Source organism: Saccharomonospora azurea NA-128, assembly GCF_000231055.2.
In the GTDB taxonomy this organism is placed as follows: Bacteria; Actinomycetota; Actinomycetes; order Mycobacteriales; family Pseudonocardiaceae; genus Saccharomonospora; species Saccharomonospora azurea.
The window spans coordinates 688,321-701,506 of record NZ_CM001466.1 but is presented as its reverse complement, the minus strand read 5'-3'; the positions used below and the strand labels follow the sequence as shown (position 1 = coordinate 701,506).

Here is a 13,186-nt window from a genome sequence, read left to right as displayed (position 1 = left end):
CCTTTTTCATGTGACTTGTCAACATCGTCTTGGCGCGCTCACCACTTCTTCGGCATGATCGTCGCGGAGTCGTAGTGGGAGGCTTTCTGTGAGCATCGTCGGCACCAGGGTGGTCCGCGTCGAGGACGACAAACTCATCACGACGGGCGGCACCTATATCGACGACCTTCGCGAGGACGCGCTCACGGGCGCCGTCCACGCCACGTTCGTGCGGAGCCCGATCGCGCACGCCACCGTCACCTCGATCGACACCTCGGAGGCCGAGGCGGCGCCCGGGGTCGTCGCCGTGTACACGGCGGCCGACCTTGACCTGGCGCCCGGCAAGGCGGGGCCGGTGGCGCAACCGTGGCTGGCGGACGGCGTGGTGCGCTACGTCGGTGAGCCCGTCGCGGTGATCCTCGCCGAGCACCGGTACCAGCTCGCGGACGCGGCCGAACTCGTCGACGTGGACTACGAGCCGCTCGACGCCGTGGCCGACGTCGACACCGCGGCAACCGACGAGGTCGTGCTCCATCCGGACCTGGGCACCAACGTGGTCCAGACCCATGGTGGTGAGTTCGCCGAGGACACCTTCGCCGACTGCGAGGTGGTCGTCACCCGCACCATCGACAACCAGCGGGTGGCGCCCGCGCCGTTGGAGGCCCGCGGGGCGGCCTGCGCGTGGGGCGACGACGGTCGCGTGACCCTGTGGTTGTCCACTCAGAACGCGCACCTCGCCCGCTCGGCGGTCGCCAAGGGGCTCGGACTCGACGCCGCGCGGGTCCGGATCGTCACTCCGGACGTCGGTGGTGGTTTCGGGGCGAAGATCGGGGCGGACCCCGAGGCTGTGGTGCTGGCGTGGGCGGCCCGGCGTAGTGGCCGTCCGGTGCGCTGGTCGGAGACCCGCTACGAGAACCTGACCGCGATGACCCACGGTCGAGCCCAGCGCAACACGGTCACCATCGGAGGTCGTCGCGACGGGACCGTGCTGGCGTTCCGTTTGGAGGTCGTGCAGGACGCGGGCGCGTACCCGCGCACGCTCTATCTGCCGACGTTGACGGAGATGATGGCGCCCGGTGTGTACCGGTTCCCGCGGGTGGAGGCGGGCAGTCGGGCGGTGGTCACGAACACCACGCCCATCGGCGCGTACCGCGGTGCGGGCCGGCCGGAGGCGACGGCGGCGGTGGAACGGGCGATCGACCTGTTCGCCGCGGAGATCGGTGTCGACCCGGCGGAGGTGCGCCGCAAGAACCTCATCCCGGCCGACGCGTTCCCGTACACGACCCCGACCGGCGCCACGTACGACACGGGTGACTACGCCGCCGCGCTCGACAAGGTCCTGGACGCCGCGGGGTACGCGGAGCTGCGGGAGGAGCAGGCGCGCCGCCGCGCGGCGGGTGATCCGGTCGCGCTCGGCCTGGGCATGTCCGCCTACGTCGAGATCACCGGTGGTGACGGGCGCGGGGACAGCGGCCGGGTGGTGATCCACCGCGACGGCAGCGTCACCGCGTACACGGGCGTGTCCCCGCACGGCCAGGGCATCCACACGACGTTCGCGATGCTGCTGTCCGACCGGCTGGGCGTGCCGATGGAGAAGATCACCGTGCGCCACGGCGACACCGACGAGGTGCCCAAGGGCGTCGGCACGATGGGGTCGCGGTCGTTGCAGTTCGGCGGCACCGCGGTGCGCAAGGCCGCGGACGCGGTGATCGAGAAGGCGCGCGAGTGGGCGGCCGACGAGTTGGAAGCCGCCCCCGACGATCTCGAACTGGACACGGCGACCGGCGCCTGGCGGGTGCGGGGCGCGGCGTCCGCGGGCGGGGTGAGCTGGGCGGAGCTCGCCGCCCGGGCCGGGGACGGTGAGTTGTCGGCCGACGTGTGGGCCGACGAGGTGTCGCCGACCTTCCCGTTCGGCGCGCACCTGGCGGTGGTGGAGGTCGACACGCTGACCGGCAAGGTCACGCTGCGGCGCATCGTCGCCGTCGACGACGCGGGTCCGGTGCTCAACCCCGTCACCTTCACCGGGCAACGGCACGGCGGGCTCGCGCAGGGCGCGGCCCAGGCGCTGCTGGAGGTCATGCACTACGACGCCGACGGCAACCCCACGACCGCGACGTTCGCCGACTACTCATTCCCCACGGCCGCCGAGCTGCCCGACTTCGAGCTGGTCGAGATGGTCACGCCCACCGACCGCAACCCGCTCGGCGTCAAGGGCATCGGCGAGTCGGCGACGATCGGTTCCACTCCCGCGGTGCACAACGCCGTGGTCGACGCGCTGGCACACCTCGGTGTCACCCACGTCGACATGCCGACGACGCCGTTGCGGGTGTGGGAAGCGCTCCAGGAGGCAACCACGCGAGTACGGAAGGCGGACTGACAGCGTTGCGCGTCACGATCGAGATCAACGGACGGACGGTCACCGAGGAGGTCGAGGACCGGACTCTGCTCGTGCACTTCGTGCGCGACGTCGCCGGGCTCACCGCCACCAACGTCGGCTGCGACACCACCTCGTGCGGAGCGTGCACGGTGCTGCTCGACGGCCGGTCGGTGAAGGCGTGCACGGTGCTGGCGGCCCAGGCCGACGGACACGAGGTCACGACACTGGAGGGGTTGAACGGCGACGACGGGCAGCGGCATCCGTTGCAGGAGTCGTTCTCCCGGCAGCACGGGCTCCAGTGCGGGTTCTGCACCCCAGGCATGATCATGGCGGCCGCGTCGCTGCTGGAGGAGAACCCGAAGCCCACGCGCGAGCAGGTGCGGGAAGGGTTGGAGGGCAACCTCTGCCGCTGCACCGGCTACCACAACATCGTCGATGCGGTGATCGACGCGTCCGGGCAGGAGGTCGACCAGTGATCCCCGCGTCCCTGCGCTACCACCGCGCGTCCTCTGTGGACGACGCGCTCGCCGTGCTGGCCGAACACGGCGACGAGGCGAAACTGCTGGCGGGCGGGCACTCGTTGCTGCCGCTGATGAAGCTGCGGTTGGCGGCGCCCGAGGTGGTCGTGGACATCGCCGGGCTCGCGGAGCTGTCGTACGTGCGGCTCGACGGCGACACCGTGTCGATCGGGGCGATGACCCGCTACAGCGACCTCGAACGCGATCCCGTGCTCGCCGAGCACGCGCCGCTCGTGGCGCACGTGTCGGGTGTCGTGGGTGACCCGCAGGTCCGGCACCGGGGCACCATCGGGGGCTCCGTCGCTCACGGCGACGCCGCCGCCGACCTGCCCGCCGCGCTCCTCGCCGCCGACGCGTCGTTCGTGGTGCGCGGCCGCGACGGCGACCGCACGATCGCGGCGACGGAGTTCTTCCTCGGCCCGTTCACCACGGCACTGGAACCCGACGAGGTGCTCACCGAGATCCGGCTGCCCCGCGCGGAGGCCGGGTGGGGCTTCGAGAAGTTCACGCGCCGCGCCATCGACTGGGCCATCGTGGGCGTCGCGGTGCAGGGCCGCAACGTCGGCCTGATCAACCTGGCCGGCACGCCGATGCGCGCCGAGGCCACCGAACGCGCCCTCGCCGACGGCGCCTCGATCGCCGAGGCCGCGGCGCTGGCCGCCGAGGGCACGAGCCCCGCCGACGAACCGCACGCCACGGCCGAGTACCGCAAGCATCTCGCCCGCGTGCTCGCCGAGCGGGCCTTGGTCCAGGCCGAGCAACGCGCCTGACACCCGTGCTGCCCGGGCCCCGGTGGTGGCTCACCCGTGTCCGACGAGGGCGACCACCGGGTGGCCGGGCACACCCACGGCCCACATCGAGCCGGCCACGGTGGAGTCGAGAATCCACAGGCGACCGGTGTCCACGACGGCCGCGACGAGGTCCACGGGAGTCCCGGAGGCGCAGATCTGCTCGGCGCGTCCATCGGGATGCCACACCGTCGCCGTGATCGTGTACCGGCCGGGGCCGTCCACGTCGAGTGCGTCGACGCGGGCGGGGAGCGACACCCACGCCCGCGCCCGGCGGTATCGCCGTCTCAGGCGGACCGTCGTCCTCGCCACCTGGAGACTCCAGAGGACGCTCGCCACGGCGGCGAGTAGTCCGAGCACGTTCCAGATGGGATCGCCGCCCGGTCGGGAGTCGAGCAACGGCAGCAGCGACGACGTCCCCACCGCCGCACCCAGCGCGACCGCGAGTCCGGCCAGTACCAGGGTGTTCCGGGCGGCGGCGCGGACCCACAGCGAGAACACCTCGTCGGAGGCGGGGACGGCGGACACGAGGTGATCCCGTGGAGGGGCGCTGGGATGGGCACCGCGGGCCCGAGCGGGTGGAGCGTCCCGCAGTCGCGCACCCAGCACGGCGAGCGAGCCGGGAATCAGGAGCAGCACCCGCCGCGAGCCGGGCCGGGCGACGAGGTGGACGCGCCGGTGGCGCAACAGCAGTTTCCGGTGGGCGCGCGGGAACAGTCCGTAGGCCCATCCCGCGCCCGCGGGCGCGTCGACACGCACCGCGGTCACCCATCGGGTGAGCACGATGTCGTCGCCGGCGAGAGGCACCGACCGGATCGGCACGTCGGCCACCGCGGCGAGCTTCGGGTGGTAAGGCAGACGCCACAGCACCCAACCCCAGCGCAGCAGCAGGCCGACCAGCGCGAGCAGAGCAGGGAACCACAGGTCGTCGACGAGAGCGCCGAGTGCCAGGAGAGCGAACACCGGAGCGCCCCACGCCCACCAGAGGGAGCTGCGCCGGGTCTGCCGAAGCACGTCGGTGAGGAACGGGGTGTCGCGGACCAGGGCGCCGTCGGAGGGCACGTAGCCGAGTGAGCGCGCGTCGATCGTGTGGTCGGGCAGGTCGGTGTGGGGCACCGACGCAGGCTAACCCCCGACAGGGGTGTGCAATGTGGACAGAAGGCCACGGTGGCGTAACAGTGTGAGTACCGACTCCGCCGCCTGCTGGGCCGTCACCGTGGTGGTGTCCACGCGCAGGTCCGGTGACGCGGGCGGTTCGTAGGTGTCGTCGACGCCGGTGAGTCCTCGGATCTCGCCGGCGTCCGCGCGGGCGTAGAGGCCCTTCGGGTCACGTCGGGCGCATTCGGTGAGCGGGGTGCTGACGTGCACCTCCACGAAGGGGGTGCCCTGTCGCTCGTGGTGGGCTCGCACCGCCTCCCGGGTCCGCGTGTACGGCGCGATCACGGGCACGAGCGTCAGCACGCGGTGCCGGGACAGCAGCTCGGCGACGTAGCCGACGCGGACGCCGTGCCGGTGCCGGTCGTCGGCGGAGAACCCGAGCTCGGCGGAAATCGTCTTCCGCAGCTCGTCGCCGTCCAGCACGTCCACCTCGACACTGGTGCGCACCGCCTCGGCGATGGTGCACGCCACCGTCGACTTGCCTGCCCCGGACAAACCGGTCAGCCATACGGTGGTGCCCTTGTCGAGTGCGACGGCCGGACTGGGGGACATGCGTCGGTTCCTCCTCGTCGACGACAGCGGAGCGACGTAACGATCCGCACACGATCCGGTTGAGATTGGCACTATAGGGGTTCGTCCGGGCGGGTGATGTGCTGGGACACGCGTGACTACGATGCGGTGGCAATGATCTCCTCCACGCCGCCCACCGCGCCCCGGCGCGTCTACCTCCACCTCGGCCTGCCCAAGACCGGGACCACCTCGTTGCAGGCGTTGCTGTGGCGACACCGGGACGGCCTCGCCGCGCGCGGGTTGCTGTATCCGGGGGAGGACGACGGCCTGCACCACCGTGCGGCCATGGACGTCCACGCCCAGCGGTACGGCCAGTGGCACGAGCCCGGCGTGGCGGGCTCGTGGTCCCACCTGGTCGAGACGATCGAGGCCTGGCCGGGCGACGCCGTGTTCTCCTCGGAACTGCTGGCCGCCGCCTCCCCCGAGGAAGCCCGGCGGGTCACCTCGGCCTTCGACGCCGAGATCCATGTGGTGTGCACGGCGCGGGACTTCGCACGTCAGGTGCCGTCGGTGTGGCAGGAGAACGTCAAGACCCGGCACACCACCGGTTTCGCCGAACTGCTGGAGGCCGTGCGCGCCCCCGAGCTCGACCACACGGGCCGCGTGTTCTGGGACTACCAGGACCTGCCCCGCGTGCTGCGGACCTGGGGCGAGTCGTTGCCGCCCGAGCGCGTGCACGTGGTGACCGTGCCCCGCGGCCGCGGCTCGACGCGTTTGCTGTGGGAGCGTTTCGCGTGCGTCCTCGGGCTCGACCCCGCCGCGGTCACCGTCGAACTCGGCAGGCACAACCACTCGCTCGGCCACGTGGAGACGGAGTTGCTGCGCCGGGTGAACCTCGCCCTCGGCGACGACGTCGACTGGCCCCACTACGCCGCCGTGGTCAAGGACGACCTGGCGGCGGGCATCCTCGCCCACGGCCGCTCCGCCCGGCCGACACTGCCCGCGGAGGCGCACGACTGGGCGGCGCACACCGCCCGGCGGTTCGTCGACGACATCACCACCGCGGGCTACACCGTCGCGGGCGACCTCGACGACCTGCTGCCCGAGCCACCGGGGGACCAGGCGGCCAGCGAGGTCACCGACGCGCAGGTGCTCGACGCCGCCGTCGACACCCTCGCCCGCCTGGCGAAGCGGGTGCCCGACCAGCACGAGACGAACGATGCCCCCGCGGGCTGGGGTGCGGTGGCGCGTGCCGCGCGGTCGGTCCTGGCGACCTCACCGCCCGGCGAGGTCGTGGACCGGATACGCCGCAGGCTGTCGCGGCGGCGTTCCGGCTGACGCGCGACGGTTCAGTGCCCGGGGTCGCGCCGCTTCAGCCGGTAGAAGGCGTAGGTCACCCAGAACGCCAGCGCGGAGACCAGCATGAGGATGCCGAAGAACCACATCATCCAGTTCGGCTCGGTGGTCGCCATCGCGAACACGAACACCGCGATCCCCAAGACCGTCATGAGTGCCACCGACACCAGACGTCGTCGGGACAGGTCGACCTGCGGGCGCTGGGGTTGTTCGGTCATGTGGCCACATTCTGCCAGCCGCCACCGGCCGCCGGGCCGGGACGGGGATCATGGCGGCACCGCGCGTGCGCCCCGGTTGTCCGAAGTGCACCGAAAACCGGGTCGGTGCCGGGCCGTCGCCGTCGGAGACGGTGGCCCTTCCCGTCGTGAGCCTCTAGCCTGGGTCGCGTGGCGAGGTATGTGGACGTACACCCGGTGAATCCGCAACCGCGAGCGATCGCGCAGACGGTGCGAGTCCTGCGGTCCGACGGTGTGGTGGTCTACCCCACCGACTCGTGTTTCGCGCTCGGCTGCGTGCTCGGCAACAAGCAGGGTATGGACCGCATCCGCAGCATCCGCAAACTGGACGAACGGCACCACTTCACGCTCGTGTGCCGGGACTTCGCGCAGCTCGCGCAGTTCGTCCACCTCGACAACGCGGCCTTCCGGGCCATCAAGGCGGCCGTTCCCGGCCGCTACACTTTCATCCTGCCCGCCACCAAGGAAGTGCCGCGCCAGCTCGCGCACCCGAAGAAGAAGACCGTCGGTGTGCGGATCCCGGACCACGCCGTCGCCCAGGCTCTCGTGACGGAGCTCGGTGAGCCCATCGTGTCGAGCACTCTGCTTTTGCCCGGCGAGGAAGACCCTCTGACGCAGGGCTGGGAGATCAAGGAACGGCTCGACGGGGTGGTGGACGTCGTCCTCGACTCCGACGACTGCGGCATCGAGCCCACCACCGTGGTCGACTTCTCGGAGGGGGCACCGGAGATCGTGCGCGAGGGCGCGGGCGATCCCGAGCGGTTCCGCTGAGCCGCGACGCCGCTCATTCCGGCAGTCTGCGTCGTGCCGCGCGAAGCCGTCGCTTGACGTCGGGGGAGGACTCCAGCACCGTCACCTCGGCATCCAACGCCGTGATCATCGACGCGTAGAGGGCGACCAGCTCGGCCGACTCCGCGCTGAGCCGCACGGTGCACCGCCCGGGGTCGACCGACTCGATCTCACCGGGAACGTTCGTGAACAGCCGGCGCCGCAGTTCGTCGGCGGGCAGGGACACCGCCAACCGCGCTCGGTGCCGGTACTCCGCCGAGGCGAAGGACCGAGCCAGGTACGCCGCCGGGTCCGGCGCGGGCAGCGGGCGCGGGGTGAAGCGGCGGCGCGTGGACCTCGGGTCGGTGAGGCGGTCGACGCGGAAGGAACGCCAGTCGTCGCGATCCAGGTCGTGGGCGACGAGATACCAGTGCCCTCGCACCGTGACGAGGTGGTGTGGTTCGACGCGCCGCGCGCTGTCGGCGGCTGCGCGACCGCGGTAGTCGAACGTGACGATCTCCTGGTCGCGGCAGCAGGCGGCGAGGACGCCGAGGACCACCGGGTCCACCGCCGGGACCTCGGCGGCAGGCACTGCCACGCTGGTGCCACCGACGGCGGCGAGCCGTGGCCGCAACCGCGCCGGGAGACCGCGTTCCAGCTTCGCGAGGGCCCGCACCGCGCTGTCGGCGATCCCGCTGACACCGGCCCCACCGGCTGTCACCAACCCGAGCGCCACGGCGACGACCTCGTCGTCGTCCAGCAGCAGCGGGGGAAGGCTCGCGCCCGAGGTCAACCGGTAGCCCCCGGCGGTGCCCGGAGCGCTGTCCACCGGATAGTCCAGCGCGCGCAGCCGGTCGATGTCGCGGCGCACGGTGCGGGCGGTGACGCCGAGCCGCTCGGCGAGTTCGGCACCCGACCACTCCCGCCGCGTCTGCAGCAGGGACAGCAGCCGCAGAAGGCGGGTGGGCATGTCCTGGCGCATCCGCGGCACACCTCCCTCACTCACCGGCACTGTTCTCGCGGTTGAGGACAGGATGTGTCCGCAACGGCGTCTAGCGTGCCGCACATGACCGACACCATCCTGTCCGTCGACGCGCTGTCGACCCGGCTTCCCGGCCGCATGCTCACCGCCGACTCGGACGGCTACGACGCCGAGCGGACCGGTTTCCAGCAGTGGGACGCGCATCGCCCCGCCGCGATCGTCGCCGCCACGAGCGCCGACGACGTGCGTGAGGCCGTCTCCGTCGCCGCCGCGCGCCGCCTGCCGTTCGCCGTGCAGGCCACCGGCCACGGGCACACCGCCCCGACCGAGGGGCTGCTGATCAGCACGCGCCGGATGACCGGCGTGCGGGTCGACCCCGCCACCCGCACGGCGTGGGTCGAGGCGGGCGCGACGTGGCGCCACGTCGTCGACGCCGCCGCACCGCACGGCCTCGCCCCGTTGTCCGGCAGTTTCCCGGGCGTGGGTGCCGTCTCCTACACCCTCGGCGGGGGACTGGGCCTGCTCGCCCGCCGCTACGGCTTCGCCTCCGACCACGTGAGGAGGTTCGACGTCGTCACCCCCGACGGGCGGGCGCGGCAGGTGACCGAGCACTGCGAGCCCGACCTGTTCTGGGCGTTGCGCGGCGGAGGCGGTCACGTCGGGGTCGTCACCGGCATGGAGATCGCCCTCGTCCCGGTGACGCGGCTCTTCGGCGGCAGTCTCCTCCTCGACGTCACGCAGGCCCCCGACGTCCTCGACGCCTGGCGGCGCTGGACCGGCGACGTCCCCGACGAGCTGACCTCGGCCGTGACCGTGCTGACCTACCCCGACGTCCCCGGGCTGCCGGAGTCGCTGCGGGGCCGCTCGATCGCCCACCTCCTCGTCGCCTACTGCGGCTCACCCGACGACGGGCGGGCGCTGACCCGCCCCCTGCGGACGTTCGGGCCGGTCCTCGCCGACACCCTGACCGACCTCCCGTACACGGCGTCGGGGTCGATCTTCGACGAACCCGAGGAGCCGCACCCGTACCGGGGCGACAACCTCGTCGTCCGCGACCTCGACCCGCGCGCACTGGCCGGGTTGACGGCCGTCGCCGGCCCGGACAGCCCGGTCTTCACCGTTGTGGGCCTGCGGCACCTGGGCGGGGCGCTCGCCCGACCACCCCGGGTTCCGAGCGCTGTGGGCCACCGCCAGGGCTCCTACCTGGTGTCGGTCCTCTCACCGGTCGCCGTGGGGGAGGAGACCCTGGTGCGCGGACTCCACGACGACGCGCTCGCCCCGTTCGCCGACGCGGCGCTCGGCCGACGGCTCGGGTTCGCGTTCCGGTCGTTGCGCGAGGACGCACTGCGGACCGCCTTCGACGCCGGGGACTACGAGCGGCTACGCGGCATCACCCGCGCCGTCGACCCGCACCGGCTCCTGCACACCGGCCACGCCCGGGGTTGAGACGCGGCTCTAGCGGGACTCGCGTCCCGTGCGCGACCGGAACCGCACCGTGTGCGCGGGAACGAAGGCCGTCACCGTGGTCCGCCACGCCAGATCGGCGGTGAGCAGCTGATATGTCACGAGGGCCAGGGCGGCGCCGTCCACGGACGGCATCCAGGCCCGCAGCAGTCCCTTGGCCTCGTACCGGTACTGCAGGCCCGCGGGATTGTCGTCGGTGAAGGTGAACGCGTCCTTGCGCAGCGCGGCGCGCAGGTCCACCCACACCCAGCGCGGCGGGTCGACGGGGCGGAACCCCTCGGGTGCTCCGTCGGCCCGGGTCCACACGGGACGCGTGGGTGTGGAACTCGCGTCGTGCTGCCACCACGGCCACGGCGGCGGCGGTTCTGCTGGTTGGTTCACGTGCACTCCCGAACTACTCCCCTCGGTCGAACAATAGTTCGAACGAACGGAGCAGTGTCAAGACACTGTCGTCCGGGACACCGACCGGGTGCCCCCGGTGTCGGCGCGGAGTGCTCGCAGGGTGACGGTCAGAGACTGAGGCCGGGCAATGGCCCCGCGGCGGCCAGCGAACGCCGCCTGCGCAACCACACCTTGCGTGTGCCGTCGGAGAACAACCTGACGTTGGACAGCTCCCAGCCCGAGAACTCGGCCTGGATCGACAGTTGCACGGCCGCGGAGATTCGGGAGATGCCGGGGGGCAACTGCACCCGGCGGTATTCCCACTCGCCGTCGACCACCGCTTCCGCGTTCCTCATGGAGCGATCACCTGGATCCCTTCCCCGCTCGCCGAGCCCACCACGACCCGGGACGTCCCTGAGTCGACGGTAACCGAATCGGGCTGTCGAACGGTGGGGTAGCGGTACTGCTCCTGCAGCTCCCCGCCGCGGACGTCGAAGCCGACGACCTCGTTGCGGGCGGTCAGGGTGGCCCACAGCACGTCCCGCTCGGAGTCGTAGGCCATGCCGTAGACGCCGCCGGGCACGGGGTAGAGCTGCCGCAGCAGCAGCGGGTCGACGGAGAACGCCAGGATTCCGCCGCTGCGGGTGTCGCTGACGAACACGCGGCCGTAGTCGTCGGTGACCACGTTCGTGGCTCCCTGCCCGGCTCGCAGCCCCGCGCCGACGTCGCCGCCGTCGACGTCCACCTCGAACACGGCGCTGCGCACGCGGTCGAGCACGACCGGCCGGTCTTCGGCTACCACCACGTCGTCGGCGCTGTTGAGGCCGCCCTCGACGACGGGGCCGAGGCGGTCGCCGTCGAGCACCCCGACGCCCTTGCGTTCGCGCAGGCTGACCAGCGTGTCCTCGCCGTGGACGGCGGCGCCGGTGGGACCTCCCGCGGTGGGCGTGAGCTCGACGTTCCCGTCGAGGGTGATGCGCGCGAGCGTGTTCTCCGACGGCACCGGGGCCAGCAGCTCGTCGCCTGCCGCCGTGAGGTTCTCGACCGGGCCGGGCACCTCGACGACCGTGGGCTCGGTGCCGGGCCGGTCGAGGGCGTCGCCGTCGTAGAGCAGCACGCGGGCCGGGTCGGTGACGGCGACCGCGACCACACCGCTGTCCGGGACCGCCGTCATGGCGGTGACGTCACCGTCGAGCGGGATCACCGATCCCGCGGGCTCGGTGCCGGTCTCGGGGGAGGGCTGTGCGGTCGCGGCGGTGGGGTTCTCCACCACCTGGAGCTCGTCGGTGACCTCTCCCTCACCGGAGCAGGCCGTGAGGGTGGCCGCCAGCACGGCCGCGAGCGCCACGGCGCCCAGGGTGGACAGGTGCGTGCGGGTCTTCATGCGGGCCATCGTTCCGGATAGCCGAACTCGATCGCGCTGACGTCGTCGAGTGCGGCCTTGATCGCTGCGGGTAGGGTCAGGCTTTCGGCTGCCAGCGACCCGGCCAGCTGGGTCTTGTCGCGGGCACCGACGAGAGGGGCGACCACGCCGGGCCGGTCCCGCACCCACGCCAGCGCCACGGCCAGCGGGGACACGCCGAGCCCGTCCGCCGCGGTCACGACCGCCTCCACGATGCGTGCCGCCCGTTCGGTGCGGTGCTGCTCGACGTAGCCGGCGTAGGTGGTGGAGGCGCCGCGGGAGTCGGCCGGGGTGCCCGTGCGGTACTTGCCGGTGAGCACCCCGCGGCCGAGCGGCGCCCACGGCAGCACACCCACTCCGTGGTGAGCGGCGGCGGGCACCACTTCCCGCTCGATGCCGCGCTCCAGCAGCGAGTACTCGGACTGGATCGACACGATCCGCCCCTCGGCGAGCGAGGCGGCGGCGGTCGCGAGCTGCCAACCCGTGTAGTTGCACACACCGACGTAGCGGACCTTGCCGCTGCGCAGCGCGTACTCCAGGGCGGACAGTGTCTCGTCGAGCGGCACGGCCGAGTCCCACGCGTGCAGCTGCCACAGGTCCAGGTGGTCGACGCCGAGCCTGCGCAGCGAGCCGTCCAGCGCCGCCAGCAACGCACCCCGCGAGGCGCCACCACCGAACGGCCCGTCGGCGCGGCGCGCCACGGCCTTGGTGGCGAGCACCACCTGATCGCGGGGCACCAGATGGCCCAGCAGCGATCCCAGCAGGCGTTCGACCTCTCCGTCGCCGTAGATGTCAGCGGTGTCGACGAGCGTGCCGCCCGCGTCGACGAACGCGGCGAGCTGGTTGGCGGCGTCCTCGGCGTCGGTGCTGGTCGACCAGGACAAGGTGCCGAGCCCTATCCGGGACACCCGCAGGCCGGAGGTGCCGAGCTGACGGCTTTCCATAGCGGGAGAGCCTAGCTGTCACCCGACCGGGTCCGTGACCAAGGCGCCCCGGCGGCGCGTCATCGTCCGATGGTGTCGGCGCCGTGCCTCGCCGCGCAGGCGAGTGCGTACTCGGCCGCCGACATGCCCGGACGAGGTGGCGAGCGCCGAGGCTCCTCCCGGAATGCGCCGGGATGCGCTGAGCTGCGCTGAGCTGCGTCGACACCGGCCGCCCGGTGTGTGGCCCGAGGGCGCAGGCGAGGCGGGACAGCCGGACAGCGCTCGCGGCCCCGGCCCGGGCGGCGGATATCGTGCCGTTGACAGCGGGCCGACAGCGTGGCCGG

Annotated in this window: 14 protein-coding genes; 6 read left to right on the top strand and 8 right to left on the bottom strand. The window is 72.4% G+C overall.

What is annotated here, in order from left to right; translation table 11 throughout:
- Nucleotides 1-88: 88 nt before the first annotated feature.
- From SACAZDRAFT_RS03335 to SACAZDRAFT_RS03325, 3 genes are read left to right on the top strand one after another with little or no spacing between them, the layout of a single operon-like run.
- Complete coding sequence (locus SACAZDRAFT_RS03335; RefSeq protein WP_005438698.1) at nt 89-2,356, top strand: xanthine dehydrogenase family protein molybdopterin-binding subunit; 2,268 nt, start codon at nt 89-91, stop codon at nt 2,354-2,356.
- Between the two features lie 5 nt (nt 2,357-2,361).
- Entirely contained in the window at nt 2,362-2,832 is a 471-nt protein-coding gene (locus tag SACAZDRAFT_RS03330; RefSeq protein ID WP_005438696.1) for a (2Fe-2S)-binding protein, read from the top strand.
- Complete coding sequence (locus SACAZDRAFT_RS03325) at nt 2,829-3,644, top strand: FAD binding domain-containing protein (protein WP_005438694.1); 816 nt, start codon at nt 2,829-2,831, stop codon at nt 3,642-3,644. Before SACAZDRAFT_RS03330 ends, SACAZDRAFT_RS03325 begins: the two co-directional genes overlap by 4 nt.
- A 30-nt stretch (nt 3,645-3,674) precedes the next feature.
- On the opposite strand, the gene SACAZDRAFT_RS03320 is transcribed toward SACAZDRAFT_RS03325, so the two are convergent.
- Together SACAZDRAFT_RS03320 and cysC are read right to left on the bottom strand one after the other, a co-directional pair.
- Nucleotides 3,675-4,778: a hypothetical protein gene (locus SACAZDRAFT_RS03320; RefSeq protein WP_005438692.1), complete on the bottom strand. Its 1,104-nt coding sequence runs from the start codon at nt 4,776-4,778 to the stop codon at nt 3,675-3,677.
- Between the two features lie 9 nt (nt 4,779-4,787).
- Nucleotides 4,788-5,372 carry an adenylyl-sulfate kinase gene (cysC, locus tag SACAZDRAFT_RS03315; protein WP_005438691.1) on the bottom strand — a complete coding sequence of 195 codons (585 nt, stop codon included), beginning with the start codon at nt 5,370-5,372 and terminating at the stop codon, nt 4,788-4,790.
- A 132-nt stretch (nt 5,373-5,504) separates the two neighbouring features.
- On the opposite strand from cysC, the gene SACAZDRAFT_RS03310 reads away from it, so the two are divergent.
- Nucleotides 5,505-6,668 carry a hypothetical protein gene (locus SACAZDRAFT_RS03310; protein ID WP_040927651.1) on the top strand — a complete coding sequence of 388 codons (1,164 nt, stop codon included), beginning with the start codon at nt 5,505-5,507 and terminating at the stop codon, nt 6,666-6,668.
- Between the two features lie 11 nt (nt 6,669-6,679).
- Here SACAZDRAFT_RS03310 and SACAZDRAFT_RS03305 read toward each other — a convergent pair whose 3' ends face one another.
- Complete coding sequence (locus SACAZDRAFT_RS03305; protein WP_005438687.1) at nt 6,680-6,904, bottom strand: hypothetical protein; 225 nt, start codon at nt 6,902-6,904, stop codon at nt 6,680-6,682.
- Between the two features lie 168 nt (nt 6,905-7,072).
- Between SACAZDRAFT_RS03305 and SACAZDRAFT_RS03300 the strand changes: the two genes are divergently transcribed.
- Nucleotides 7,073-7,693: an L-threonylcarbamoyladenylate synthase gene (locus tag SACAZDRAFT_RS03300; protein WP_005438685.1), complete on the top strand. Its 621-nt coding sequence runs from the start codon at nt 7,073-7,075 to the stop codon at nt 7,691-7,693.
- 13 nt (nt 7,694-7,706) lie between these two features.
- Here the strand turns inward: SACAZDRAFT_RS03300 and SACAZDRAFT_RS03295 are convergent, their stop codons facing one another.
- The gene (locus SACAZDRAFT_RS03295; RefSeq protein WP_005438683.1) at nt 7,707-8,672 is read right to left on the bottom strand and encodes a helix-turn-helix transcriptional regulator; all 966 of its coding nucleotides are present in this window, start codon (nt 8,670-8,672) and stop codon (nt 7,707-7,709) included.
- Between the two features lie 84 nt (nt 8,673-8,756).
- Between SACAZDRAFT_RS03295 and SACAZDRAFT_RS03290 the strand changes: the two genes are divergently transcribed.
- Nucleotides 8,757-10,118: an FAD-binding oxidoreductase gene (locus SACAZDRAFT_RS03290; RefSeq protein ID WP_005438681.1), complete on the top strand. Its 1,362-nt coding sequence runs from the start codon at nt 8,757-8,759 to the stop codon at nt 10,116-10,118.
- A gap of 9 nt (nt 10,119-10,127) precedes the next feature.
- Here SACAZDRAFT_RS03290 and SACAZDRAFT_RS03285 read toward each other — a convergent pair whose 3' ends face one another.
- The 4 genes from SACAZDRAFT_RS03285 to SACAZDRAFT_RS03270 form a co-directional block, all read right to left on the bottom strand.
- Complete coding sequence (locus SACAZDRAFT_RS03285; protein WP_232286352.1) at nt 10,128-10,517, bottom strand: hypothetical protein; 390 nt, start codon at nt 10,515-10,517, stop codon at nt 10,128-10,130.
- Nucleotides 10,518-10,645: 128 nt separating this feature from the next.
- The gene (locus SACAZDRAFT_RS03280; protein ID WP_005438678.1) at nt 10,646-10,873 is read right to left on the bottom strand and encodes a DUF5703 family protein; all 228 of its coding nucleotides are present in this window, start codon (nt 10,871-10,873) and stop codon (nt 10,646-10,648) included.
- Nucleotides 10,870-11,901: a YncE family protein gene (locus SACAZDRAFT_RS03275; RefSeq protein ID WP_005438676.1), complete on the bottom strand. Its 1,032-nt coding sequence runs from the start codon at nt 11,899-11,901 to the stop codon at nt 10,870-10,872. The genes SACAZDRAFT_RS03280 and SACAZDRAFT_RS03275 overlap by 4 nt, the downstream gene beginning before the upstream one ends.
- Nucleotides 11,898-12,863, bottom strand: coding sequence for an aldo/keto reductase (locus tag SACAZDRAFT_RS03270; protein ID WP_005438675.1), 966 nt, complete (start codon nt 12,861-12,863; stop codon nt 11,898-11,900). The genes SACAZDRAFT_RS03275 and SACAZDRAFT_RS03270 overlap by 4 nt, the downstream gene beginning before the upstream one ends.
- Nucleotides 12,864-13,186: the final 323 nt, after the last annotated feature.

What these genes read in the sequence shown, in the direction of transcription:
- cysC (WP_005438691.1), bottom strand. Translation starts at nt 5,372, where the DNA reads ATGTCCCCCAGTCCGGCCGTCGCACTCGACAAGGGCACCACCGTATGG.
- SACAZDRAFT_RS03310 (WP_040927651.1), top strand. Translation starts at nt 5,505, where the DNA reads ATGATCTCCTCCACGCCGCCCACCGCGCCCCGGCGCGTCTACCTCCAC.
- SACAZDRAFT_RS03305 (WP_005438687.1), bottom strand. Translation starts at nt 6,904, where the DNA reads ATGACCGAACAACCCCAGCGCCCGCAGGTCGACCTGTCCCGACGACGT.
- SACAZDRAFT_RS03295 (WP_005438683.1), bottom strand. Translation starts at nt 8,672, where the DNA reads ATGCGCCAGGACATGCCCACCCGCCTTCTGCGGCTGCTGTCCCTGCTG.
- SACAZDRAFT_RS03290 (WP_005438681.1), top strand. Translation starts at nt 8,757, where the DNA reads ATGACCGACACCATCCTGTCCGTCGACGCGCTGTCGACCCGGCTTCCC.
- SACAZDRAFT_RS03280 (WP_005438678.1), bottom strand. Translation starts at nt 10,873, where the DNA reads ATGAGGAACGCGGAAGCGGTGGTCGACGGCGAGTGGGAATACCGCCGG.
- SACAZDRAFT_RS03275 (WP_005438676.1), bottom strand. Translation starts at nt 11,901, where the DNA reads ATGAAGACCCGCACGCACCTGTCCACCCTGGGCGCCGTGGCGCTCGCG.
- SACAZDRAFT_RS03270 (WP_005438675.1), bottom strand. Translation starts at nt 12,863, where the DNA reads ATGGAAAGCCGTCAGCTCGGCACCTCCGGCCTGCGGGTGTCCCGGATA.